24 protein-coding genes and 2 tRNA genes are annotated in these 22,636 nt (G+C 68.3%); 14 read left to right on the forward strand and 12 right to left on the reverse strand.

Going from position 1 to position 22,636, the window contains the following annotated elements; genetic code table 11:
- From ACXMDP_RS12685 to ebsA, 3 genes are read right to left on the reverse strand one after another with little or no spacing between them, the layout of a single operon-like run.
- The gene (locus tag ACXMDP_RS12685) at positions 1-513 is read right to left on the reverse strand and encodes a DNA recombination-mediator protein A (protein WP_259730742.1); all 513 of its coding nucleotides are present in this window, start codon (positions 511-513) and stop codon (positions 1-3) included.
- Positions 514-563: 50 nt separating this feature from the next.
- On the reverse strand, positions 564-1,673 hold the full coding sequence (locus ACXMDP_RS12690) for a phosphotransacetylase family protein (RefSeq protein ID WP_094513082.1): 1,110 nt from the start codon (positions 1,671-1,673) through the stop codon (positions 564-566).
- A 37-nt stretch (positions 1,674-1,710) separates the two neighbouring features.
- The gene (gene ebsA / locus ACXMDP_RS12695) at positions 1,711-2,067 is read right to left on the reverse strand and encodes a type IV pilus biogenesis protein EbsA (RefSeq protein ID WP_259730741.1); all 357 of its coding nucleotides are present in this window, start codon (positions 2,065-2,067) and stop codon (positions 1,711-1,713) included.
- A gap of 154 nt (positions 2,068-2,221) precedes the next feature.
- Between ebsA and ACXMDP_RS12700 the strand changes: the two genes are divergently transcribed.
- Positions 2,222-2,953 (forward strand): NAD-dependent epimerase/dehydratase family protein, encoded by a 732-nt coding sequence (locus tag ACXMDP_RS12700; RefSeq protein ID WP_255141179.1) that lies wholly within the window; start codon positions 2,222-2,224, stop codon positions 2,951-2,953.
- A gap of 49 nt (positions 2,954-3,002) precedes the next feature.
- Here ACXMDP_RS12700 and map read toward each other — a convergent pair whose 3' ends face one another.
- Positions 3,003-3,902: a type I methionyl aminopeptidase gene (map, locus tag ACXMDP_RS12705; protein WP_255101301.1), complete on the reverse strand. Its 900-nt coding sequence runs from the start codon at positions 3,900-3,902 to the stop codon at positions 3,003-3,005.
- Positions 3,903-4,018: 116 nt separating this feature from the next.
- Here map and ACXMDP_RS12710 point away from each other — a divergent pair, with 116 nt between their 5' ends.
- The 7 genes from ACXMDP_RS12710 to gltX all read left to right on the forward strand — a co-directional run bounded on the left by ACXMDP_RS12710 (position 4,019) and on the right by gltX (position 7,386).
- Positions 4,019-4,306, forward strand: a complete 288-nt coding sequence (locus ACXMDP_RS12710; protein WP_399233853.1) for a peptidase — start codon at positions 4,019-4,021, stop codon at positions 4,304-4,306.
- A gap of 42 nt (positions 4,307-4,348) precedes the next feature.
- The gene (rplS, locus tag ACXMDP_RS12715) at positions 4,349-4,798 is read left to right on the forward strand and encodes a 50S ribosomal protein L19 (RefSeq protein ID WP_259730739.1); all 450 of its coding nucleotides are present in this window, start codon (positions 4,349-4,351) and stop codon (positions 4,796-4,798) included.
- A gap of 63 nt (positions 4,799-4,861) precedes the next feature.
- Positions 4,862-4,934 (forward strand) — tRNA-Trp (locus tag ACXMDP_RS12720).
- Between the two features lie 36 nt (positions 4,935-4,970).
- A complete protein-coding gene (locus tag ACXMDP_RS12725) occupies positions 4,971-5,159 on the forward strand; it encodes an SH3 domain-containing protein (RefSeq protein WP_006043540.1) in 189 nt (62 codons plus the stop codon).
- 48 nt (positions 5,160-5,207) lie between these two features.
- A complete protein-coding gene (locus tag ACXMDP_RS12730; protein ID WP_259730738.1) occupies positions 5,208-5,726 on the forward strand; it encodes an NADPH-dependent FMN reductase in 519 nt (172 codons plus the stop codon).
- 99 nt (positions 5,727-5,825) lie between these two features.
- Positions 5,826-5,899: transfer RNA gene (locus ACXMDP_RS12735), tRNA-Asp, on the forward strand.
- A 35-nt stretch (positions 5,900-5,934) separates the two neighbouring features.
- On the forward strand, positions 5,935-7,386 hold the full coding sequence (gene gltX / locus ACXMDP_RS12740) for a glutamate--tRNA ligase (protein WP_259730737.1): 1,452 nt from the start codon (positions 5,935-5,937) through the stop codon (positions 7,384-7,386).
- Positions 7,387-7,476: 90 nt separating this feature from the next.
- Here the strand turns inward: gltX and ACXMDP_RS12745 are convergent, their stop codons facing one another.
- Together ACXMDP_RS12745 and ACXMDP_RS12750 are read right to left on the reverse strand one after the other, a co-directional pair.
- Complete coding sequence (locus ACXMDP_RS12745) at positions 7,477-8,664, reverse strand: cation:proton antiporter domain-containing protein (protein WP_399233941.1); 1,188 nt, start codon at positions 8,662-8,664, stop codon at positions 7,477-7,479.
- Between the two features lie 196 nt (positions 8,665-8,860).
- Complete coding sequence (locus tag ACXMDP_RS12750; RefSeq protein ID WP_094513077.1) at positions 8,861-9,109, reverse strand: hypothetical protein; 249 nt, start codon at positions 9,107-9,109, stop codon at positions 8,861-8,863.
- 313 nt (positions 9,110-9,422) lie between these two features.
- Here ACXMDP_RS12750 and polA point away from each other — a divergent pair, with 313 nt between their 5' ends.
- Together polA and cysS are read left to right on the forward strand one after the other, a co-directional pair.
- Positions 9,423-12,491, forward strand: coding sequence for a DNA polymerase I (gene polA / locus ACXMDP_RS12755; protein ID WP_399233848.1), 3,069 nt, complete (start codon positions 9,423-9,425; stop codon positions 12,489-12,491).
- A gap of 105 nt (positions 12,492-12,596) precedes the next feature.
- Positions 12,597-14,093, forward strand: coding sequence for a cysteine--tRNA ligase (cysS, locus tag ACXMDP_RS12760; protein WP_259730735.1), 1,497 nt, complete (start codon positions 12,597-12,599; stop codon positions 14,091-14,093).
- A gap of 93 nt (positions 14,094-14,186) precedes the next feature.
- Here cysS and ACXMDP_RS12765 read toward each other — a convergent pair whose 3' ends face one another.
- A complete protein-coding gene (locus ACXMDP_RS12765; protein ID WP_094513074.1) occupies positions 14,187-14,405 on the reverse strand; it encodes a hypothetical protein in 219 nt (72 codons plus the stop codon).
- A gap of 105 nt (positions 14,406-14,510) precedes the next feature.
- Between ACXMDP_RS12765 and ACXMDP_RS12770 the strand changes: the two genes are divergently transcribed.
- Both ACXMDP_RS12770 and ACXMDP_RS12775 read left to right on the forward strand, forming a co-directional pair.
- The gene (locus ACXMDP_RS12770) at positions 14,511-15,752 is read left to right on the forward strand and encodes a 1-deoxy-D-xylulose-5-phosphate reductoisomerase (protein ID WP_259730734.1); all 1,242 of its coding nucleotides are present in this window, start codon (positions 14,511-14,513) and stop codon (positions 15,750-15,752) included.
- On the forward strand, positions 15,749-16,141 hold the full coding sequence (locus ACXMDP_RS12775; RefSeq protein WP_094513072.1) for a (2Fe-2S) ferredoxin domain-containing protein: 393 nt from the start codon (positions 15,749-15,751) through the stop codon (positions 16,139-16,141). The genes ACXMDP_RS12770 and ACXMDP_RS12775 overlap by 4 nt, the downstream gene beginning before the upstream one ends.
- Here the strand turns inward: ACXMDP_RS12775 and ACXMDP_RS12780 are convergent.
- Genes ACXMDP_RS12780 through ACXMDP_RS12790 form a run of 3 tightly spaced genes read right to left on the reverse strand, consistent with a single transcriptional unit; the run spans position 16,120 to position 18,061 of the window.
- Entirely contained in the window at positions 16,120-17,163 is a 1,044-nt protein-coding gene (locus ACXMDP_RS12780; protein WP_259730842.1) for an alpha/beta fold hydrolase, read from the reverse strand. The two genes, ACXMDP_RS12775 and ACXMDP_RS12780, sit on opposite strands and share 22 nt — an antisense overlap.
- Positions 17,164-17,177: 14 nt before the next feature.
- Positions 17,178-17,885 carry an SDR family oxidoreductase gene (locus ACXMDP_RS12785; RefSeq protein WP_259730733.1) on the reverse strand — a complete coding sequence of 236 codons (708 nt, stop codon included), beginning with the start codon at positions 17,883-17,885 and terminating at the stop codon, positions 17,178-17,180.
- Positions 17,885-18,061 (reverse strand): hypothetical protein, encoded by a 177-nt coding sequence (locus tag ACXMDP_RS12790; RefSeq protein WP_259730732.1) that lies wholly within the window; start codon positions 18,059-18,061, stop codon positions 17,885-17,887. The genes ACXMDP_RS12785 and ACXMDP_RS12790 overlap by 1 nt, the downstream gene beginning before the upstream one ends.
- Before the next feature lie 160 nt (positions 18,062-18,221).
- On the opposite strand from ACXMDP_RS12790, the gene ACXMDP_RS12795 reads away from it, so the two are divergent.
- The gene (locus ACXMDP_RS12795) at positions 18,222-19,781 is read left to right on the forward strand and encodes a DEAD/DEAH box helicase (RefSeq protein ID WP_399233844.1); all 1,560 of its coding nucleotides are present in this window, start codon (positions 18,222-18,224) and stop codon (positions 19,779-19,781) included.
- 39 nt (positions 19,782-19,820) lie between these two features.
- Here the strand turns inward: ACXMDP_RS12795 and infA are convergent, their stop codons facing one another.
- The gene (gene infA, locus ACXMDP_RS12800) at positions 19,821-20,090 is read right to left on the reverse strand and encodes a translation initiation factor IF-1 (protein WP_094513069.1); all 270 of its coding nucleotides are present in this window, start codon (positions 20,088-20,090) and stop codon (positions 19,821-19,823) included.
- Positions 20,091-21,178: 1,088 nt separating this feature from the next.
- Between infA and ACXMDP_RS12805 the strand changes: the two genes are divergently transcribed.
- Positions 21,179-21,859 (forward strand): pseudouridine synthase, encoded by a 681-nt coding sequence (locus ACXMDP_RS12805; RefSeq protein ID WP_259730731.1) that lies wholly within the window; start codon positions 21,179-21,181, stop codon positions 21,857-21,859.
- Between the two features lie 22 nt (positions 21,860-21,881).
- On the opposite strand, the gene ACXMDP_RS12810 is transcribed toward ACXMDP_RS12805, so the two are convergent.
- Positions 21,882-22,097 carry a hypothetical protein gene (locus ACXMDP_RS12810; RefSeq protein WP_094513068.1) on the reverse strand — a complete coding sequence of 72 codons (216 nt, stop codon included), beginning with the start codon at positions 22,095-22,097 and terminating at the stop codon, positions 21,882-21,884.
- Positions 22,098-22,636 lie beyond the last annotated feature (539 nt).

Below are 22,636 nucleotides of genomic sequence, written 5' to 3' on the forward strand. Positions count from 1 at the left end.
TCAGTCGAAGAACAGCAGGGTGACCACCTTGCCCATGTCTTCGGCGGTGCGGCAGCTGGCCAGCAGGGTTTCGCTGTCGTGGAAGGCGAAGCAGATCAGCTGGTCGCAGCGGCCGATGATCTCCTGGTTGCAGAGGGTGCTGGCCATCGGCAGGGTCAGGTCGTCGTGGTCGGGCTTCTCCACCAGGTGCAGCACCTTCTCCAGCTGCTGGCGCGATTCCAGCGGCTGACGCTCGAGGCTCTGGGGCAGCAGCACGGTGAGGCGTGAGGGGTCGACGCCGATCACGCCGCGGATCACGGCGGCGTTGACCCCCTGGGAGCCGGAGGTGACGAGGCTGTGCCCCTCCTGGGCCAGGGAGCGGGCCACCAGCTCCACCAGATGGATCGACACCACCGGCACGTGGCGGCTGCCGAGGATGGCGATGCGTCGCTTGCCCGTGTCCTGCAGCAGGGCCAGTTCCTGAGCCAGGGTGTCAATCCGGTCCAGAGGGGGCAGATCAAGGGACCGGGTCACCGAGCACGTGCAGCCGATGGCACGAAACTAGCAGCGCCCCTGCAGGAGCTTCAGGCGCTGATCGGCAGCCGCAGGCGATCGAACAGGCGGTCGAAGCGGCAGTGTTCCTCCACCAGCCGGATGGCGTAGGTGGCTTTGACGGATTCGTGCAAACGCACGTTGCCGAAGGCCCGCTCGATCACCTCCACGGTGGTGAGTGTGTCGTGCTCCACCTTGAGCAGGGGCACGTCGAGTTCTTCGGCGCGATTGATCAGCTGGGAGAGCGGATCGCCTGCGCCGGTAAGGATCAGGCACTGGGTGGAGGCCTCCAGGGCCGCCAGCTGGATGTCAGTGCGGTCGGCACCGGTAACTACGGCCATGTTGCGCCGGCGACGGAAGAATTCCATCGCGGAGTTGACGTTCATCGCCCCGATCGAGAGTGTTTCCACCAGCAGATCGAGCCGCTCGGGGCAACAGAGCACCTTCGCGCCCAGCCGCTCGGCCAGCTCTTCCACGGTGACGCTGCGCAGCAGTGGGCTGCGGGGCAGCACGCCGAAGACCTGCAGCCCCAGACGCTCCATGGCGGGCACCTCCTCCTGCAGGAGGGTCTCGACGGCATCGGGATCCACAGCGTTCAGCACCACGCCGGCCAGGCGCTCGCCGAGCAGGTCGCGGGCCTGCAGCAGGGGATCAATGCTGCAGCTGTCGAGCCAGTGGTGCACCAGGACCACCGGGGCTTCCAGCCCGTGCGCCAGCTGCACCAGGCTCAGCCCATAGAGCAGACCTTCGCTGAGGCTGCCGGAGGCCTCCAGCAGCGTGAGCCCATCATTGGGGGCGCTGAGGTGGTCGCGCAGGGCCCCGAATCCATCACCGGCGCCCAGTTCGCCCTGCAGGAGTCGCTGCCGCGCCGTGGCCGGCTCCAGCAGCTGCAGCGAAGGCAGCAGGCAGTCTGGCGCCAGGCCGAGGATGCCGCCGACGAAACGCACGTCGTCATCGATCAGGGGGGCCGATGGACCATCGCCACCGGGTAAGGGCCTGCGATCCAGCCGCAGACTGGTGGCCAGGGGTTTGCCGAAGCGCACCGGCACACCCATGCGGGCGGCCTGCCTTGCCAGGCCGAGCACCAGCGCTGATTTTCCGCTGAAGGGGTGGCACGAACCGATCAGCAGAGTGCTGCTCATGGGGATGGGTTCGCCGGGGCCAGGGTCAGGCAGCAGCCTACGAGGAGACCGGTGGCGGGGCCTCGCCGAGGATCAGCCAGCGCCAGAACGATTCGGGAAGGTCGCCACCACCGCTCACGGCGCGGTCTTGCAGCAGATCCATCAACCAGCACACCAGGTGGTGGGTGGGCACCGTGAAGCTGTAGCGGATGTCCGGTTGGTCAGGGAAGGCGAGCTCACACTGGCTCGGCTGTTGCGGGGCTACACCGTAGGTCCAGCTGAGCTCGAAGCGATGGGCCCCGTTCGGATGCAGCGGGCGCAGCCCACTCACCCGCCGGAGGGCGAGCTGATCGAGACTGCGTTGCAACCAGCCTTCACGGCTCAGGCCACCGCAATAGGGGGCGAACAAGGCCACCTGTGCAGCTTCCTGGGACAGGGTGGATGATCCTTGTGCTGGGCCCTCACTAAACACGTTGGATGTTGCCTGTCCTTAGAACAAAAAGAATGTCCTCACCTGATCGTACCGGCTGTAACAGTGGTTCGCCCACCACCGCGCAGCGATGAATGCCATGAGGTCCGCCTTGCTGCCACTGCAGGGCCGGCATGTGGCGGTCACCGGCGCCGGTGGCGCTTTCGGCAGCGCCCTGCTCCGCCGCCTGCATGGCCAGGGGGCCAGGCTGCTGGCGCTAACCTCCCGGCCCACCGCCGTAGAACTCAGCGATGCCAGCGGGCAACCGATTCCGTTGTCCAGTCTCTGCTGGGGCTGCGGCGGAGAGGCGGCGCTGCGTGATCAGCTGCTGGATGTGGACATCCTGGTGATCAACCATGGCGTGAACGTGCATGGGGATCGCAGTCCCGCCGCCGTGGAGCGCAGCCTCGAGGTGAACGCACTGAGCAGCTGGCGTCTGGTGGAGCTGTTTCTGTCTCTGCCCGAGCCTGCGGCTGATCGCCCCCGCCGCGAGCTGTGGGTGAACACGTCGGAAGCCGAACTGATGCCGGCGGTGAGCCCGCTCTATGAGATCAGCAAGCGCCTGCTGGGTCAGCTGCTCAGCCTGCGCAGCCTCGATCAGCAGGGGCCCCGGGCCTGCCGGATCCGGCGCCTGGTGCTCGGCCCCTTCCGCTCCGCCCTCAATCCGATCGGTGTGATGAGTGCCGACTTCGTGGCCGGTCAGGTGATCGCCCAGGTACGCAGAGGCATGGGGCTGGTGATCGTGACCCCCAACCCACTCACCTATCTGCTGTTCCCGCTGGCGGTGCTGATGCGACGGCTCTACTTCGGGCTCACAAGCCGCAGCATCTGAGTGGCCGGAGCGCACCGCGGCTGCGTGGCCTGGCGCACGGCGAGGCCGCTCAGAAGTCGCGGTCGGTGAGGATCTCGCAACCGTCGGAGGTGACGGCGATCGTGTGCTCCCACTGGGCCGAAAGGCTTCCGTCCACCGTCACGACCGTCCAGCGGTCGCGCAGGGTGCGGCAGTGCTTGCTGCCGCCGTTGAGGATCGGCTCCACGGCGAGGGTCATGCCGGGACGGAGCTTCACGTTGGGCAGATCCTTGGTGCGGAAGTTGAACACAGAGGGTTCTTCGTGCAGGTTGCGGCCCACGCCGTGGCCCGTGTAGTCCTCCACCACGCTGTAGCCGTGGGCTTCGACGTGGTCCTGGACGGCGCCGGCGATGTCGAGGAGGGTGTTGCCGGCCTTCACCTTGGCCAGGCCCTGCATCAGCGACTCCTGGGCCACGCGGCTGAGTCGGCAGGCGTCGTCGCTGCTGGCACCCACGCAAAGGGACACGCAGCTGTCGCCGTGGTAGCCCTCGAAGTAGGCGCCGGTGTCGATCTTGAGCAAATCGCCCTCGCGGATCACACGCTTGCTGCTGGGGATGCCGTGCACCACTTCGTTGTTGATGCTCGCGCAGATGCTGGCGGGGAAGCCGTGGTAGCCCTTGAAGCTGGGGGTGGCGCCCAGTTCACGGATGCGCCGTTCGGCGTGGCGATCGAGGTCGGCGGTGGTCATGCCGGGGGCGGCCAGTTCCAGCAGTTCGCGCAGCACGGTGGCCACGATCCGGCTGGAGCGCCGCATGATGCCGATCTCGCGCGCCGACTTGATCTCCACGCCGCGACGGCTTTTCTGAATGCGGGGACCGGCCTGGGTGACCACAGAAGAGGGCGACGCCGCCGCCATTCCCACGGCCGCCCCTCCGCCGCCCTGTGCGCTCGATCCTTGGGTGGCGGCCAGCAGATCGGCGAACAGATTCATCGACGGATCCTTGACATCTCAGACTCCAAGCTACCAATTTCAACCCGGCACCTATGCAGACCCTGGCGGCGTTGCGGCGCTGGCATGCGCAGGCAGCCCCGTTCGTGCTCGCCCCCATGCTTCTCACAGCGACCACCGGCATGGGGTACCGGCTGCTGCGTGACTGGGGCGGCCTGAGCCGCGATCAGGCCCACCTCTTGATGGTGCTGCATGAAGGCGAATGGTTGGGCAGCACCGGAAAGACCTTTTATGTGGCCCTCAACGGCCTGGGATTGCTGTGGATGCTGGTCAGCGGAGGCGCCATGGTGGTCGGCAAATGGCAGCGCGCCACTGCCGCCCGGCGCCCCGCCGGGCCCGCTGCCACCAACCGCACCGGCGGCGACGCTTCCGAGGGGGGCGGATGACCCGGTAAAGTCGCTGTTTGCTCAGGCGTGAAGGAAGCCGGGATGGCAGCGGAACTCATCGAAGACAGCACCAGCGAGACCAGCACTCCCGAAGCGAGCACCGCTGCGGCAGCGCCTGCGGTCCGCACCGGCAAGCTCAGCGCCTACGAGCTGATGCGCACATTCGAGGCGGAGCAGCTCAAGAGCGACCTTCCCGAGATCTACGTGGGCGACACCGTCCGTGTGGGCGTGCGCATCAGCGAGGGCAACAAGGAGCGCATCCAGCCCTACGAGGGTGTGGTGATCGCCAAGCGCCACGGCGGCCTCAACGAAACCATCACCGTGCGCCGGATCTTCCAGGGCATCGGCGTGGAGCGTGTGTTCATGCTGCACAGCCCTCAGGTGGCCACGATCAAGGTGGAACGCCGGGGTAAGGTGCGGCGTGCCAAGCTCTTTTACCTGCGCGATCGGGTGGGCAAGGCCACCAGGGTCAAGCAACGCTTCGACCGCTGATCCCGCGATTCCCATCGTCTATTCAGGTGTCGCCCTGCGGCACCTTCTGAGGGTCATCGCCTTGCGCCGTTAGTTCAGTTGGTAGAACGCAGGTCTCCAAAACCTGATGTCGGGGGTTCAAGTCCTCCACGGCGCGCTCGATGACCCTTCCTGCACTTTTCTGGTTCCGGACATGGAGTTGGATCTACAACCCGGTGATGTGGTCAAGGTTCTTGAGTCGGCCGCACTGGGCTGGGTACGAGCTCGGGTGATCCGGGTCAAATCCGGAGGCCGTGTGGTGGTTCAGAGCGACCAAGGTCGGGAATTCACCGCCCGTGGCAACCAGGTCCGTCTCATTGAACCTGCTGGCTTTCGCCCCTGAGCGCGCGGATCTCTTTCGTGCGCCGCTGATTGCTTCAAGCCGCCGGCCATGCTGATTCTTGCGGCCAGCAATGGCCACAATCTCACTCTCGCTACACGTGTGGCCCAGGAAGCAGAGCTTCAGGGCCACGCTTTTCATGTGATGGATCTGGTCGATCTCGGCCTGCCGCTCTACAGCCCAGCGGCCGAGGCGGCCGGCGGCGGCGCCCACCCTGGGGTTGATGCGCTGGCCCACCAGCTGCGCTGCCTGGGGCGGCTGTGGGTGTGCGCGCCCGAATACAACGGCTCCCTGCCGCCCACGCTCAACAACGCCCTCGCCTGGCTGTCACGCAGCAGCGATGATTTTCGCGAGCTGTTCAACGGCCTTCCTGTGGCTCTGGCCACCCACAGCGGCGGTGGCGGTCAGAAGGTGCTGAGCGCCATGCGCCTGCAGTTCGCCCATCTCGGCTGCTCAGTGCTGGGGCGGGAGCTGCTGAGCACCGGCCAGAAGCCCGCCAACCCTGCCTCCATCAGCGCGATGGTTGCAGAGTTGCACCGTCTGGCGCCTGCCATCGCAGCGGCTGGTTGACGACGGGACCGGCGGCAACTGATACTGCCGAGGTCGCCGACGCGACAGCGCACCCCGCACGGGAGCCCGGCCCAGCCGAGCCACCAGTACGGATGAACTGGGACTGTAGTTCAATCGGTTAGAGCACCGCCCTGTCACGGCGGAAGTTGCGGGTTCGAGCCCCGTCAGTCCCGTTTTCAATCCATCCCATCCACCAGGAGTGAACGCATTGACGGTGAGGGTTCGTCTCGCTCCCAGCCCTACCGGCACGCTTCACATCGGCACAGCCCGCACGGCGGTGTTCAACTGGCTCTTCGCGCGCCACCTCGGCGGTGCCTTCCTGCTCCGCATCGAGGACACCGATCGCGAGCGCTCCAGGCCCGAATACACCGCCAACATCCTCGACGGCCTGCGCTGGCTGGGCCTGGACTGGGACGAGGAGCCGGTGATCCAGAGCGAGCGCATCGAGGCTCATCGCGCTGCGATCCAGCAGCTACTCGCCAGTGGGCACGCGTACCGCTGCTACGCCAGCGAGGCGGAGCTGGCGGAGATGCGGGAGGCTCAGGCCGCCGCCAAGGAGGCCCCCCGCTACGACAACCGCCACCGCAACCTCAGCCCGGAGCAGGAGCAGGCCTTCATCGCCGAAGGGCGTGAAGCGGTGGTCCGTTTCCGCATCGATGACGGCGCCACGATCGTCTGGAACGATCTGGTGCGCGGCGAGATGCGCTGGAGCGGCAGCGACCTGGGCGGCGACATGGTGATCGCCCGGCGCGCCTCGGCTGATGCCATCGGCGACCCCCTCTACAACCTGGTGGTGGTCGTCGACGACGCCGCCATGGCGATCAGCCACGTGATCCGCGGCGAAGACCACATCGCCAACACCGCCAAGCAGTTGCTGCTCTACGACGCGCTGGGCCTGGCCGCACCGGAGTTTGCCCACACGCCTCTGATCCTCAACGGCGAAGGCCGCAAGCTCTCCAAGCGCGATGGGGTCACGTCGCTGAGCGAGTTCCGAGAGCTGGGCTACACCGCCGATGCGCTGGCCAATTACATGACCCTGCTCGGCTGGTCGCCGCCGGAGGGCATGGGGGAGCGCTTCAGCCTGGCCGAGGCGGCACCGGTCTTCGGCTTTGAGCGGGTCAATCGCGCCGGCGCCCGCTTCGACTGGGACAAGCTCAACTGGCTGAACGCCCAGGTGCTGCATGGCTTGCCGGCCGAGCAGCTGCTGGCTCTGCTGGCGCCGCGCTGGCGGGCCCAGGGGTGGAGCGCCCCCTCAGGCGAGGCCGGCTGGGAGCTGGAGCTAGCCACCTTGCTGGGCCCCTCCCTGGTCACGCTGCAGGACGGCGTCGAGCAGGCCCTGCCCTTCTTCGAGCGTCCCAGCCTCAACGACGAAGCCCGCCAGCAGATCGGGAGCGAAGGGGCCAGGGCGGCCCTGGCGGCAGTGCTGCAGGCACTGGAGCCTGCGGATCCCGCCCAGCTGTCCCACCAAGCACTTGATGCCGATCAGGCCCAGACCCTGCTGGGGGAGGCCGCCAAGACAGCCAGCGTGAAGAAGGGCGTGGTGATGAAGAGCCTGCGGGCAGCCCTGCTCGGCAGCCTTCAGGGCCCCGATCTCGTGGCCACCCTGCTGCTGCTCCAGCCCGGCGGCGAGGCCGTCGCTCGACTGCAGCGCAGCCTCTGAAATTGGCCAGCAGCGGCGTTCACGACCAGGCCCGCTCAGACCGAGGGGCCAGCCAGCGCCCTCAGCCTCCGGCTCCACCCGGCTCAGCTGCTACTCAGCCAGCGCTTCATCAGAATCAGCCACCAGCTCACCTGCCGGCTCCACCAGGCCCAGCCGCCGGGCCAGGGCTGCGGCGGTGAACCCCTGAATCCCCACCGTGAGGAGGATCGTGAGGAACACGAGGCCCTTGAGAGCGCCGCCGCCCGGCACTCCGGCTTCGTCGAGCCGGAGGGCGAACAGGCTGGCCACGGCGGCGGTGACGATGCCGCGCGGGGCGATCCAGCTGAGCATGAGCTTTTCGCGCCAGCCGAGCCCGGGCAACCCCAGGCCCGCCACCTGGATCACCGGCCAGCGGCAGAGCATCAGCACCAGCACGCAGGCCACGCCACCCAGCCCCAGCGGGCTCAACTCCGACCAGGACAGATCGGCGGCCAGCAGCGGGAACAGCACGGTGATGGCCAGCAAGGCGAGTTGCCGGATCAGCTCATCGAGCTGACTGGCCCCACCCTCGAGCCGCAGCCCCACCACCACCCCGGCACTCACGGCAGCCGGTAATCCGGATTCGGGCAACAGGGTTTCGCAGCCTCCCACCAGCAGGAACAGCACGCCGAGGCTGAGCTGCAGCGCCAGGGCATCGAGCACCTCGGAGCCCTGCAGCAGACGGCGAAGCAGCTCAGAGAGCAGCCACCCCGCCAGGCTGCCGATCAGCACACCGCCACCCAGCCGCAGCACCAGCCGACTGGCCACCTCCTGCCAGCTGCCGAGATCACCGATGGCGAGCTGCAGCAGCAGCAGCGCCAGCACGGCGCCCAGCGGTTCGAGCGCGAGCCCTTCGGCTTCGAGCACATTGGCGAGCGAGGGCAACAGGCGCATCTGCTGCACCATCGGTGTGACCACGGTGGGGCCGGTGGCGAGCGCGATCGCCCCGAACACCAGAGCCAGCGGCCAGGGCAGACCGGCCAGCAGGTGGGCCAGAAGCACCGCCGCCAGGAAGCCCAGCACGGCCCGCACCAGCACCACCTGCACAACGGTGCGCTGCAGGTCGCGGCCCGCCAGCCTCAGATTGAGGCCGCCATCGAACAGGATCAGGCCCACCAACAGGCTGACCAGTGGCTCCAGCACCGGCCCCAGCGCCTCGGTGTCCACCAGGTCGAAGCCGGCCCTGCCGATCACCAGGCCCACCGCCAGCAGCAGCACCACCGCCGGCAAACGGCTGAGCTGGGCCAGCAACTGGGCCATCGCCCCGGCGAAGAAGGCCTCACCCCAGATCAGCTCCAGCCTGCTCAAGCGGCCCCGGACAGAAGGAGAGCGATGGCCTTGGGCGGCGTGATCACAGTGGCTCTGCGCGGCGTGAGCGCGGTGGCGACTGCAGACCTCCGGTGCAGGAGGCCCCGGGCCTGTTCAGGCGGGCTGGGACGCGCTGCAACCATAGGGATCATCGGGAAGCGAATTCGGGGACGATGCGGATCCCCACCACAGAGCTGGGACGCAGCACCAGGTATTCCCCTTCAAGGTCGTTGATCGGCACATTCACGAAGGCATCGCCGTTGCTGCCGTTGAGCACGCCGCCGTACCACTGCTGGAACGCGTCGAGCGTGGCGAAATGGATGATCTGCTGGTGACCGCCGAGCAGCAGCAGATGAATGGTGTAGCGGCGGGGTTGGCGTTGGGATTGGGAGTCCATGGCGTGCGCGTGCGGGAAGCGACCGGTGGCTCCGCAGGAGACGGCCGTGGGCCACAGCCCCGGGGGCTGGCGGAAATCTAAAGCGCCCGACGAAGCATCACTCCTGGATGCATCGCACGTGCAGACGACGGGTCACCGCAAACGGTGGGCGATTGGGAGGATCGAGTCCGGCAGGCCGCCCTGTGGTGGTTCCAGATGGCAGGCTGAGGCGCAGCTGAGGGTGGGGCAGAACGTGGCCAAGGCAACGAAGAATTCGGCTGAGAGTGGTCCGGCTGAAGCAGGTTTGCCTGGGAGTGGTTCACCAGAGAATTGTTTGCCTGGGGCCGGCCCAGCCCCGAACGCTCCGGCCGATCACCGGTCGGTGGGGGAGCAGCGGCCCCTGCTGCTGCTCGTGGACGGCCACTCGCTGGCCTTCCGCAGCTTCTATGCCTTCGCCAAAGGCGGTGAAGGGGGCCTGGCCACCCGCGATGGTGTGCCCACCAGCGTCACCTATGGCTTTCTCAAGGCTCTGCTCGACAACGTGAAGGGCCTCACCCCCCAGGGCGTTGTGATCGCCTTCGATACCGCTGAGCCCACCTTCCGCCACAACGCAGACGCCGCCTACAAGGCACACCGCGACGAAGCGCCCGAGCACTTCTTCACCGACCTGGCCAACCTGCAGGAGATCCTTGCCGGCGCCATGGATCTGCCGCTGTGCATGGCGCCCGGCTACGAAGCCGATGACGTCCTCGGCACCCTCGCCAACCGGGCCGCAAACGACGGCTGGCGGGTGAGGATCCTGAGTGGCGATCGCGATCTGTTTCAGCTGGTGGATGACGAGCGGGACATCGCCATCCTTTACATGGGGGGCGGACCGTACGCGCGCAACGCCGGCCCGCAGGTGATCCGCCGGGAGGGGGTGATCAGCAAGCTCGGGGTGACGCCGGAGGAGGTGGTGGATCTCAAAGCGCTCACCGGCGACGCCAGCGACAACATCCCCGGCGTCAAGGGTGTGGGCCCCAAGACAGCCATCGTGTTGCTGCAGGCCCATCACACCCTCGATGGCATCTATGCCGCCCTCGACCAGCAGAAGGGAGCGCTCAGAGCCAAGCTGGAGGCCGACCGGGACAACGCTTTCCGCTCGCGCATGCTGGCCGAGATTCTCGTGGACATCCCGCTGCCGAGCGAACCACGCCTGGCCCTCGGGTCCCTAGACCGGGACGCCCTGGCCCAGCGGCTCGAAGAGCTGGAGCTGCACAGCCTGGCCCGCCAGCTGGAGGCCTTCGAACGGGTGTTCTCCGGAGCTGCAGCCAGCGGCCGCGCAAAGGCTCAGACCACAACACCCAGCAGCAAAGCCGCCGGAACGGCGAGCGCAGAACCCGCCGCGGCCACCTCCACAGCATTCGCCGGTGAACCAGCGGAAAGAGGCGGCCACCCGCCTTCCGGCGCCGGGGGGCCTGAATCTCTCGTTGACTCCCTCCTGCCGGTGCTGGAGCCCCAGCTGATCGCCACCACCAGCGCGCTGGCGGCCCTGGTGGAGCGGCTTCTGGCAGCCACAGATCCAACGGCACCGATCGCGCTCGACACCGAAACCACCGCACTCAACCCCTTTCAGGCGGAGCTCGTTGGGGTGGGGCTGTGCTGGGGAGACGGGCCTGCCGATCTGGCCTACATCCCGATCGGACACCAGCCCGCAGTGGCCGAACCCGCCGCCGATCTGCTCACGGCAGCGGAACCAGCGACCGACGCCCCTTCCCAGCTGCCGCTGGCGGCGGTGCTCACCGCGCTAGCACCCTGGCTGGCCAGCACGGACCATCCCAAGGCCCTGCAGAACGCCAAGTACGACCGGCTGGTGCTGATGCGCCACGGGCTGGAGCTGGGCGGCGTGGTGATGGACACCATGCTGGCCGATTACCTGCGCGACGCCAACGCCAAACATGGCCTGGAGGCCATGGCCCTGCGGGAGTTCGGCTTCAGCCCCACCGGCTACACCGACCTGGTGGCGAAGGGGCAGACCTTCGCCTCGGTGCCGATCGCCGCAGCCGCGCTCTATTGCGGCATGGACGTGCACCTCACCTGGCGCCTGGGCCGGCTGCTGCGGGAGCAGCTGGAAGCCATGGGTCCCCGGCTCCTGCCCCTGCTCGCCCAGGTGGAGCTGCCGCTGGAACCTGTGCTGGCCCAGATGGAGGCCACCGGCATCCGCATCGACACCGCCTACCTCGCCGAACTCAGCGCGGAGCTGGGCGAGCAGTTGCACCGCCTCGATGGTGAGGCCAAGACGGTGGCCGGCGTTGATTTCAACCTGGCCTCCCCCAAGCAACTGGGGGAACTGCTGTTCGACACGCTCGGGCTCGACCGGAAAAAGTCCCGAAAGACCAAGACCGGCTGGAGCACCGATGCCGCCGTGCTCGAGAAGCTCGAAGACGACCATGCGGTGGTGCCGCTGGTGCTGGAGCACCGCACCCTCAGCAAGCTCAAGAGCACCTACGTGGATGCCCTGCCCCTGCTGGTGGAGGCGGAAACGGGCCGGGTGCACACCGATTTCAACCAGGCTGTAACCGCCACCGGCCGCCTGTCGAGCAGCAACCCCAACCTGCAGAACATCCCGATCCGCACCGAATACAGCCGACGGATCCGCAAGGCCTTCCTGCCCCAGGAGGGCTGGCACTTGATCAGCGCCGATTACTCCCAGATCGAGCTGCGCATCCTCACCCACCTCTCCGGTGAGGAGGTGCTGGTGGAGGCGTTCCGCAACGGCGACGACGTGCATGCCCTCACCGCCCGCCTGTTGCTGGACACCACCGAGGTGAGCGCCGCAGAGCGGCGTCTGGGCAAGACGATCAACTTCGGCGTGATCTACGGCATGGGTTCCCAGCGGCTGGCACGGGAGACCGAGCTCAGCCCCAGCCAGGCCAAGGAGTTTCTCGGCAAGTACAAGCAGCGCTATCCGAAGGTGTTCGCTTTCCTGGAGCTTCAGGAGCGGCTCGCCCTCAGCCAGGGATACGTGGAAACGATCCTGGGACGGCGGCGGCCCTTCCCGTTCGATCGCAATGGACTGGGCCGCTTGCTGGGCAAGGATCCCTTCGAGATCGATCTGGAGGTGGCGCGGCGGGGCGGCATGGAGGCCCAGCAGTTGCGAGCCGCGGCCAATGCGCCGATCCAGGGCTCCAGCGCCGACATCATCAAGCTGGCGATGGTGACGCTGCAGCGCACCTTGGAGCAGCAGGCCCTGCCGGCCCGGCTGCTGTTGCAGGTGCATGACGAACTGGTGCTCGAAGCGGCCCCTGACGCACGCGAGCAGGTGATCGCCACAGTGAAGGCCACGATGGAGCAGGCGATTCAACTGAGCGTGCCCCTGGTGGTGGACACCGGCTGGGGTCCGAACTGGATGGAAGCGAAGTAGGCGAGGGCGGGGCGAACAGCTCCACACAGTCGGCGGCCTAGGTTCGCGCACACGGCCCCTGGCCAACCTCTGCCTTTCTCCTCCGGCCCCGGGCCGGCATGCCTCTTGACCCTGCGGCTCACCAACACCCTCACCCGCCGCCTCGAGGCCTTCGAGCCCCTGGTGCCAGGTCAGGTGTCGATCTACTGCTGCGGAGTCACGGTCTACGACCTCTGCCACCTGGGGCACGCCCGCAGCTATATCTCCTGGGATGTGCTGCGCCGCTATCTGCAGTGGCGGGGTTATGCGGTCACCTTCGTGCAGAACGTGACCGACATCGACGACAAGATCCTGGCCCGCGCCGCCGCCGAAGGCAGCTCGATGGAGGCGGTGAGCGAGCGCAACATCCGCGAGTTTCAGGTGGACATGGCCGCCCTGGGGATCCTGCCGCCAGACCGTCTGCCCCGGGCCACCCGCTGCCTTGACGGCATCCGCCGGATGATCGCGGAGCTGGAGGCCAGCGGCGCGGCCTATTCCGCCGATGGCGACGTGTATTTCTCGGTGCTGAAGAAGGCCGACTACGGCAAGCTCAGCGGCCGCAGCCTCGACGAGCAGCAGGAGGGGGCCAGCGGCCGCATGGGCGAAGCGGAAGAGGCCCGCAAGCAGCACCCCTTCGACTTCGCCCTCTGGAAAGGAGCCAAGCCGGAGGAGCCCAGCTTCCCTTCCCCCTGGGGGCCGGGGCGGCCCGGCTGGCACATCGAATGCTCCGCGATGGTGCGCCAGGAGCTGGGCGACACGATCGACATCCATCTGGGCGGAGCCGATCTGATCTTTCCCCACCACGAAAACGAAATTGCCCAGTCGGAAGTGGCCACCGGCCAGGCGCTGGCGCGCTTCTGGCTGCACAACGGCATGGTGAACGTGGGCGGCGAGAAGATGAGCAAGTCGCTCGGCAACTTCACCACGATCCGGGCCCTGCTGGACGGCGGCACCACACCGATGACCCTGCGCCTGTTCGTGCTGCAGGCCCACTACCGCAAGCCGCTCGATTTCACCGCCGCCGCGCTGGAAGCTGCGGCGACCGGCTGGAAGGGGCTCAATGCGGCCCTGCTGTTGGGGGATCAGCACGCTGCCTCGCTCGGCTGGGCTGCCGCCGCCCCGGCAACCGCTGCCACGGGGATGGCCCCCCAAGCCGACACTGACCCTGCCGCTCCGCTGGGAGAGGCCCGCCAGCGCTTCATCGACGCGATGGACGACGACCTGAACACATCCGCCGCCCTGGCGGTGCTGTTCGAGCTGGCGCGGCCCCTGCGCTCGCTCGCCAATCGGCTGGAGCGAGGGGATGCCGCCGCCGCCCCGGATGACCTGCGAGAGCGTTGGCTGCTGCTGCAGGAGCTCAGCACCGTGCTGGGTCTGGTGGCGGAGCGGCCCGCCGCAGGGGCGACAGCACCCGGCGCGGACGGACCGAGCGAAACCGAAATCCAGGCGGTGATCGAGGCCCGCCGGCTGGCCAAGGCCAGCAAGGATTACGCCACCGCCGACGGCCTGCGCGACCAGCTGCGCCGTGCCGGCATCGAGCTGATCGACCGCCCCACCGGCCTCACCGAGTGGATCCGGAAGTAAGCGGCCCCGAACGTCTGCGGCATCGGAATCGGCAGGCTTGAAATGGGCCCGCTTGGGATCGGCTGGCCCGGCTCCATGGTCAGCTGCCCCGGCTCAGGAATCAGCTGGCGGTGTGGGCCCTTTGCCCACCATCAGCTTCTCGATCTTGCGGATCCGCCCCAGGGTGGTCTGCCACACCTCCTGACGGAAGGGGTCGTCGGCCGGGCAGGCGGCCACCAGCGCCTCGATGTCCTCCTGGCGCTCGAAGGCGTCCCAGAGCTCCCGCTCCAGGCGGGCCCGCTCGATGAAGTTCCAGCGCTTGAGCCAGAGCACGGAACACCGCGGCAAGTGCGTTCAGTGTGACGCGCAGCAGACCCCAACCGTCTGCCCTGCAGCCGGCAATGGGAGACTGGCGCCCTGCCGCGTCGGGCCGTTCTGATGAAAGCGATCAGCGTGCTGGGCTCCACCGGCTCGATCGGCACCCAGACCCTGGAGCTGGCCGAGGAATTCCCCGATCGCTTCAAGGTGGTGGGGCTCACCGCCGGCCGCAACCTGCCCTTGCTGGTGAAGCAGATCGTGCGCCACAGCCCCGAAGTGGTGGCGTTGGCCGAGGGGGAGCTGCTGGCTGAGCTGAGCGCACGGCTCGAGGCCCTGCCGAAGGAGCGGCAACCGCTGCGGCGCCCTGAGCTGCTGGGCGGCAACGAAGGGCTCTGCGCCGTTGCCGCCTGGGCCAGCGCCGATCTGGTGGTCACCGGAATCGTGGGCTGCGCCGGGCTGCTGCCGACCCTGGCGGCGGTGGAGGCGGGCAAGGATCTGGCCCTGGCCAACAAGGAAACCCTGATCGCCGCAGGGCCGGTGGTGCTGCCGGCGCTGAAGCGCAGCGGCAGCCGCCTGCTGCCGGCCGATTCGGAGCATTCCGCCATCTTCCAGTGCCTGCAGGGCACCCCCTGGGCCGACACCGCCCGCCTCTCCACCGGCGTTCCCACCCCGGGGCTGCGCCGCCTCCAGCTCACCGCCTCCGGCGGTGCCTTCCGCGACTGGCCGGCCGCCGATCTGGCCAAGGCCACCGTGGCCGATGCCACCAGCCACCCCAACTGGAGCATGGGGCGGAAGATCACGGTGGATTCCGCCACCTTGATGAACAAGGGGCTGGAGGTGATCGAAGCCCACTACCTCTTCGGCCTCGATTTCGACCACATCGAGATCGTGATCCATCCCCAGAGCATCATCCACTCGATGGTGGAGCTGGTGGATTCGTCGGTGCTGGCGCAGCTGGGCTGGCCCGACATGAAGCTGCCGATTCTCTACTGCCTCAGCTGGCCGGAGCGGCTGGAAACCCCCTGGCGCCGCCTCGATCTCACCGAGGTGGGCACGCTCAGCTTCCGCGACCCCGACGGCGGCAAGTATCCGTGCATGGCCCTGGCCTACGCTGCCGGCCGCGCCGGCGGCACGATGCCGGCGGTGATGAATGCCGCCAACGAGCAGGCGGTGGCCCTGTTCCTGGAGGAACGGGTGCACTTCCTCGACATTCCGAAACTGATCGAACAGGTCTGCGACCGCCACCGGGCCGACCTCAGCGCCGCCCCCTCGCTCGCTGACGTGCTGGCCGTTGATGCCTGGGCGCGCCAGGCCGTGCGGGAGGCCGCCGCGGCCACCGGCCGCACCCTGCTGACCGCATGAGCAGCGGCATCCTGCCGGCGTCAGCCGGCGTCGAGCGCCACCTGCTGCTCTGCGCCACCCCCACCAAGGCCCTGTGCGGTGATCCGGCGGTGGGAGCCGCCAGTTGGGCCCTGCTCAAGCGCCTGCTGCGCGAGCGCGGCCTGGAGGACCCGGGGCGCCCCCAGGGGGTGGTGCTGCGCTCCAAGGCCGACTGCCTGCGCGTGTGCGAAGGCGGGCCGATCCTGCTGATCTGGCCGGAAGGTCTCTGGTACGGCGGTGTGACGCCGGAGCGGATCGAGCGGATCGTGGACGACCACCTGATCGCCGGCCGTCCCATCGACGACTGGGTGATTCGCCGCACGCCGTTCGCCCCCACCGCCACCGGCGTTCAGGGGCTCCCCTGCACCTGATCCAGCAGCCAGCGCGTCACCAGCAGATCCGACCAGCTGCCCCCCGGGCCGTGGAAGCCGTTGTGGCCGCCCGTCCGGCTGAGCACGATCTGCAGCGGTGAGGCCGGCGTGAGCCGCTCCTGCAACGCCACCGCGGGGGCAGCGGGCACCCATGGATCGTCGAGGGCATGCACCAGCAGCAGGGGGGGCAAAGGCCGCGCTGGAGGTTCACCCGCCAGGCAGCCCTGCAGCAGCTTCAGCGGACTGGCGCCCGCGTAGTAGGCCTCCACCGACTCGAATCCCCAGCGCGGCGCGGTGATCAGGGCGTCGAAGGCGCGGATCGACTCCACCGCCTGCAGCTGGCTGCGCTGCCCGTCCTGCAGGCCGCCGGGATCGGCCAGGGTCTGCTGGCGCAGGCGCTGCAGCAGCCAGCGCTCGTACAGGCGGTTGCGGGGCCGGCCGATGGCGGCCGAACTGCTGGCCAGATCGATCGGGGAACTCACGACCACCAGGCCGTCCAGCAACCCCGGGGCGGAGGCGTCGAGCAGGCCATTAAGCAACACGGTGCCGCCGAGCGACAGCCCCACCCCCAACAGAGGGCGGCCGGCGGCGAGGCTGCGGGCCTGCCGCAGCGCCGGGATCAGATCGCGGTTGCAGCGGGCGGCGTAGGTGCCCCGCGCCAGGCTCCGGCCCGCTCCCGCGCCGCGCAGGTTCAACCGCAGCACGGCAAACCCCGCCTGCCGCAGGACATGCGCCAGGCGCAGCAGGCCGATGCTGCGGCTGGAGCCGCCCAGCCCGTGCAGCAGCAGCACGAGGGCGTGGGGGCGGGCGGTGGAGCCGTCGGGGCCAGCAGCGGGGGCATCAAGGCAGCCGAGCAGGGCTTCGCCTCCGGGCAGCGCCAGCGGCACCGCCTGGGCCGACTCCGCCGGTAAGCGCTCTGGACGCAGCGTGTCGCGCAGGGTCTGGAGATCGGCGCCCCACCAGGGCGCCCGGGGCTGGAAGGGCGGCACGCCCAGGTGATCCAGCAAAGCCGCAGCAGTCAACGTCAACGGAGCGATCAGGCGCGCGCGGGGCTGGCGCCGGCCGCCCCCTCCAGCCACTGGGCCAGGGAGCTGGGCGGCAGGTCCTGGCTGCTGGTGATTTCGATGAGGCGACCGATGGAGGCGGGCGCTTCGACGGCATCGAGGCAGACGCGCGCCACCAGGCGGCGGGGAATGCTGTTGCTCTCCTGCTGATCCGGACCGCTGAAGCGCAGCCCCTCGCTCTCGAGACCCTCCTCGCTTTCGCGCAGCCCACCGGGGCGGATCACGGTCCAATCCAGGCCGCTGCTCTCCAGCCAGCGCTCGCCGACGCGCTTCCAGATCAGGATCAGGCCGAACAGGTTGAGCGGGTGAAACAGCCGGCCGCTGCAGAGCGAGCTCACCAGCACCACGCGCTTGACCCCGGCGGCACGGCAGGCGGCGATCTGGCTGCGGATCGCCAGCGCATCCACCTGCAGCGGACCGGTCAGGTCGATCGAAGGGCGCGCGCCGGTGGCGATCACCAGCGCCTCCACACCGGCGAGCGCCTGCTGCAGGGCGCTCTGGTCGGACAGTTCCAGCCGGATCAGCTCCGCCCCTTCCAGTCCTTCGGGGACGCTCGAGCCCGGCCGCAGGATCGCCCGCACCGAATAACCACGGCGGCGCGCTTCCTGTACAACACGCCAGCCGGTCTTGCCGGAGGCACCAGTGACGGCCAGCAGTGCCGGAGTGGAGGGAAAGGGCATCAGAACAACGGCAGCAATTCCTGTTCCAGGCAGCGGGCCTGCATCACCGAGCCGAGATGGCGCAGCAGACGGACCCGCAGGATCACGGGGTCGATGTCGCACTCCTGCTGGAAACAACCCTCAAGGTGCTCACGGAGGAGGGGTTCCGGCAGACCGGACTCGGGGAACTCTCTCATCGGGGCCTCAACGGCGCGGAGAACAGCGGGGGCTGCAGGTCCTGGGGGGATGGCCTGAACGTAGGGGCGGAAGCGGGAAAAACCCTGGGAACAAACCCCCATTCTTTCCGCTCAGGCAGCCACAGCGAGGGGCGGCACAATGGCGCCACCGCAGGGAACCGTGGCCGCACCCTCCTTCGATCTTGGCAGGCGTGCCCCAGGCACCGCCACAGCCGCATCCGGAGCGGCAGCGGATGCGGCATCGGGCCCGGCCACCGGCGGCGGGCTGAGGCCGCGCCAGTGGCAACGCCAGCTGATCGACCTGATGCGGCGGCGGCTGGTGCGCGCCGGGCCGCAGGGCGAAGACGTGCTGGTGCATGCCGGGCCCGGAGCCGGCAAGACCCTGGGGGCTCTGCTGGGGTTCCAGCGCCTGCTGGCGGAAGGGCGGCTGAGCCATTTCCTGGTGTTCTGCCATCGCCAGTCGATCGCCAGCCAATGGCGCTCCTCCGCCGCACGCCTGGGCCTGGAGCTGGGGGAGCTCGATCTCGAAGCGAGCGCTGCAGGCGAAGGCAGTGGCAGTAGCGGCTGGAGTGGGATGGTCCCCGGCCAGGGGCTGCTGATCAGCTACCAGAGCGCGGCCCGGCACCGGCTGCGATTGGAGCACGAGCTGGCGGGCCTTCAGGCCGGCAAGGTGCTGGCGATCGCCGATGAGGTGCACCACCTCGGCCTCGATCCCGACGATCCGGAAGCCACCGCCTGGAGCCATGCCTTCGGCCGTCTCAGCCGGAACTGCGTGATGCGCCTGGGGCTGAGCGGCACTCCGTTCCGCGCCGACAACCTCGGTTTCAGCGCCTCCCGCCGCATCGCCCGGCGGCAGGAGGGCGTGATCGTCGAGGAGATCGCCCCCGACCTGAGCGTGGAACCGCGCCAGTTGATTGATCAGGGGGACGTGCGGCCACTGGAGTTCCGCTTCCAGGACGGTTGGGTCGACCACGGCCAGGCCAGCGCCGATGGGGCGCTGGCGGCAACTGAACTGGAGCGTTCGCCCCTTTCCGCCGAGCACCGGGAGAGCTGGCGCGCCCGCAACCTGCGTCGGGCGATCCGCCTGGGGGATCCCAGCAGCATTGCCCTGCGGGTGCTGCTTCAGGCGAGGCGCAAGCTCGAAACACTTCGCAACACCGACCATCCCGAGGCCGGCGGCCTGGTGATCGCCCGCGACATCGCCCATGCCCGCGGCCTCTCCGGACTGCTGGAGGAACAGGGCGACCAGGTGCTGCTGGTGCATTCGCAGGATCCGGAGGGGGCCCAGCGGCTGGCGGACTTTCGTGCCGGTGGCGCCGACTGGCTGGTGAGCATCGACATGTGCGCCGAAGGTTTCGATGCCCCCCGCGTGCGGGTGGTGGCCTACCTGACCACCGTGGTCACCCGCAGCCGCTTCGTGCAGGCGATTACGCGGGCCGTCCGCGTCGATGGCCAGCGGGCGGAACAGGAAACGATCCCAAGGCACCCCTCCTATGTGTATGCGCCCGCCGACCCTTTGCTGGTCAGCTATGCGCGCACCTGGTCGGTGGCAGAGCCCTATCTGATCCAGCCGAAGCCCATGCCGGAGGAGCCCGGGGGCGCGGCGGGTGGACGCGCGCCTGGGTTGCCACTGGAGGCCCTGCGCGATGAAGCCGGCGAGGTGATCCGGCTGCGCGGGCCCCAGCTGCCCGGCTTCCTCCACACCCGTCAGCGCGCCTGAAGCGGTGGGCACGCAGGTTGGCTTGTCAGCGCAGGGGTTTCAGCGGCGGCGCGGGCCGCCCGGACGGTTGCCACCCGGGCGCGGGCCCGTGGCACCGGCGTTGCGTTCCCGGTAGGTGATGCGGCCACGGGTGAGGTCATAAGGGCTGATCTCGACCAGCACCTTGTCACCGGCCAGCAGCTTGATGCGGAACTTGGTGAGCTTGCCTGCAGCACGGCACAGGCACTGGTGGCCAGCGGGCTGATCGAGGGTCACCAGGTAGAAACCATTGCCCTGTTCCTTCTCGATCACGCCCGAGGTTTCGATCATGCGGAGCGGGTGCTCAATCTGTAGGAGAAGGCACAGCTTAAATTGGCGCCTCTCCCCCCCTCCAGGCCGGCCCCTCTCCACACCGGTAAGCAGCGCAACTCCTGAACCACAAGCTGAGCATCACGCCTGAGCCAGCAGAGTGCCCGCCCTGCGCCAGCTGAGCAGTGCCCCCGAGCCAGCGGACCAGTGGCCCAGTGACGCCCCGAGCAAGCCACACCGGCAACAGGCCCTACCCCCAGCAGCATCAGACCCAAACCTCAGTGGCACGCAGGCCGAAACCCCGCCGACCCTGCCGCCACAACGCTGTCGCCCCCCAACCCCTAGGGTCTGCGATCGCTCCGGGGCCAAGCCTTGATCGTTCCTTCCCTGTCCCTGGATCTGGGCTTGCTGCTGATTTCCATCGGCGCTGTGAACCTTTGGCGCGCACGCCGCAGCGCCAGCTGAGTGGCGCTGAGCTTGCCTGCGCAATCCAGCTAACGGCCTGGATCTGCCTCAGGCCAATGGCTGGGCTGGTTCTGCATCGGAAGGCTGGCTGAACGGGGTGGAGCCACATGGGTTAGGGCTCCTCTGGGTGGATCACAGCCGCCGGGGCCCGGTCAGGGTTTGGCTCGCGGGCCCGATCTGATTGAGTTCCGAAACCAGAAATGCACTCCGGCAGGTTGCGCCAGATGGGGGCCAGTGCCATGGCTTGCCTGGCGGCATCAGCCAGCTGTTTCAAGCCAGCTCAGGAGCCTGGGAGGCACTGCCTACCGTCTTTGAGCTTCCGTCTGCTGCCCGAAAGCCTTGGAGCTGCGGACTGGAAGCTGTCTCCCTCAAGCTGTCGCCTTCCTGCAGTGGCCATCAAGCAGTGGCCATCAAGCAGTTGTCATCAAGCAGAGGGCTCCAAACTGTCCCCTACCAGCTTTGATCTGCAAGCCATGGCCTTCCTGCGGAGGTCCATGGCAATGGACTCCATGCTGAGGCAGTTCTGCTGTGGCCGATCTGCTGTGGCCTTCGTGCGGTGGGCTCCATGCTGGTGCCTGAGGCCAGAGGGCGACGCACACCATTCCACCCCAACCACCGCCACCAACAGCTAACGAGCAACGACCGTGCCCACCCTGCTGTTCCACAAGCCCTACGGCGTGCTCAGCCAGTTCACGGCAGAACCGGGCAGCCCATGGGTGCACCTGGCAGAGTTCATCCCGGTGCGGGAGGTCTACGCCGCCGGACGGCTGGATGCCGACAGTGAGGGACTGCTGCTGCTCACGAGCGTGGGCCACCTGCAGCAACGGCTCACCGATCCCCGCTGGGGACACTGGCGCCGCTACTGGGTACAGGTGGAAGGGGAGCCCACCCCGGCCGGGCTGGCCGCCCTGCAAGCGGGGGTGACCATCCAGGGCCAGCGCACCCTGCCCGCCCGGGCCCGGCTGCTGGCGGATCCCGGCCTGCCGCCACGAGATCCACCGATCCGTGAGCGGCGCGCCATTCCCACCAGCTGGCTGGAACTGGAGCTGCGCGAGGGGCGCAATCGGCAGGTGCGTCGCATGACCGCGGCAGTGGGATGGCCCACCCTGCGGCTGATCCGGACCGCCATCGACCTGATGGACGGTCAGCCGCCGCTGGATCTGATCGACCTGCCGGCCGGCCAGTGGCGCCCGGTGAGCCAGGCGGAGGAGGAACGCCTGCAGCGGCTGCTCCTGCTTGCTTCCGCCCAGAGCGACGGTCCCGACCGAGGGCGAGGCGGACGGGCCGGTGGCGGGAAATCCGGGCGCAACGGCGGTGGCGGATAGGGAGGCTTGGCATCCATGCCGCTCAGCCGATCACCTGTTGCAGCTCCCGCACCGTTTGCAGTTGGCCGTAGTAGTAGTTCGCTCTGGAGCGCCGATCGGGATCCTCCAGTGCGTCGAGGGCATCAAATCCCAGGCTCTGCCACAGCTCATGGCCGCAGGCACGGTTCAACTCCTGCACCGATTCCTGCTCCAGGTTGGCGAGACGCCGCTGCAGGTTCTTGATCTGAGCAATCGACATGGGGCGAACAGGGCCGGGGGGTGAAAGAGGCAGGAAGCGGGGGAGAGACCCAGCAGGGGCGCCGGAGAGGCGCGGCAGGAGCGGAGAAGTGACGAGGGAGAGGCTGGGTAGGAGGAGCCCAGTGGACAGGGAGCAGCCTTGCAGCGGATGGGCAGCAGGGAAGCAACTGGGGAAAAAGAGGCAGGAAGTGAAAGGGGGCGAACTGGAGCCGGCGTCAGCGGACCAGCCCCCTCAGCCAATGTCCGCCCCATCAGCAACTGCGCCGCCTCACTCCACCACTGGCCCACTCACACAACCACTGGGCCGCCTGATTCAGCCACTGGACTTCCTGCTTCAACCACTGGGGCTCCTCCAGCCCTTCAAACGGCCTCCCCCATTCCCCTGTCATAGTACAGATGAACTTGCCCGAGCTGTATCACCCAGTCAGGCTTCCGGGTCTGCGATGTGGTCAAAGCCTGGGAACAATTCCAACCGCAGCCATGGACGGCCATGGACAGACAGGACAGACAGAAAGGCGCGGCCAGACAGGCAGGTGCGGC

The sequence above is a fragment of the Cyanobium sp. ULC065 genome (assembly GCF_977927515.1).

Bases quoted from the DNA above. Each gene is read 5' to 3' on its own strand.
- ACXMDP_RS12725 (WP_006043540.1), top strand. From the start codon at position 4,971: ATGGAGTTGGATCTACAACCCGGTGATGTGGTCAAGGTTCTTGAGTCG.
- ACXMDP_RS12745 (WP_399233941.1), bottom strand. From the start codon at position 8,664: ATGGCCCAGTTGCTGGCCCAGCTCAGCCGTTTGCCGGCGGTGGTGCTG.
- ACXMDP_RS12775 (WP_094513072.1), top strand. From the start codon at position 15,749: ATGAGCAGCGGCATCCTGCCGGCGTCAGCCGGCGTCGAGCGCCACCTG.
- ACXMDP_RS12750 (WP_094513077.1), bottom strand. From the start codon at position 9,109: ATGGACTCCCAATCCCAACGCCAACCCCGCCGCTACACCATTCATCTG.
- ACXMDP_RS12790 (WP_259730732.1), bottom strand. From the start codon at position 18,061: ATGAGAGAGTTCCCCGAGTCCGGTCTGCCGGAACCCCTCCTCCGTGAG.
- rplS (WP_259730739.1), top strand. From the start codon at position 4,349: ATGGCAGCGGAACTCATCGAAGACAGCACCAGCGAGACCAGCACTCCC.
- ACXMDP_RS12810 (WP_094513068.1), bottom strand. From the start codon at position 22,097: ATGTCGATTGCTCAGATCAAGAACCTGCAGCGGCGTCTCGCCAACCTG.
- ACXMDP_RS12730 (WP_259730738.1), top strand. From the start codon at position 5,208: ATGCTGATTCTTGCGGCCAGCAATGGCCACAATCTCACTCTCGCTACA.
- ACXMDP_RS12785 (WP_259730733.1), bottom strand. From the start codon at position 17,885: ATGCCCTTTCCCTCCACTCCGGCACTGCTGGCCGTCACTGGTGCCTCC.
- ACXMDP_RS12710 (WP_399233853.1), top strand. From the start codon at position 4,019: ATGCTTCTCACAGCGACCACCGGCATGGGGTACCGGCTGCTGCGTGAC.
- infA (WP_094513069.1), bottom strand. From the start codon at position 20,090: ATGATCGAAACCTCGGGCGTGATCGAGAAGGAACAGGGCAATGGTTTC.
- map (WP_255101301.1), bottom strand. From the start codon at position 3,902: ATGAATCTGTTCGCCGATCTGCTGGCCGCCACCCAAGGATCGAGCGCA.
- ACXMDP_RS12770 (WP_259730734.1), top strand. From the start codon at position 14,511: ATGAAAGCGATCAGCGTGCTGGGCTCCACCGGCTCGATCGGCACCCAG.
- ACXMDP_RS12690 (WP_094513082.1), bottom strand. From the start codon at position 1,673: ATGAGCAGCACTCTGCTGATCGGTTCGTGCCACCCCTTCAGCGGAAAA.
- ACXMDP_RS12700 (WP_255141179.1), top strand. From the start codon at position 2,222: ATGAGGTCCGCCTTGCTGCCACTGCAGGGCCGGCATGTGGCGGTCACC.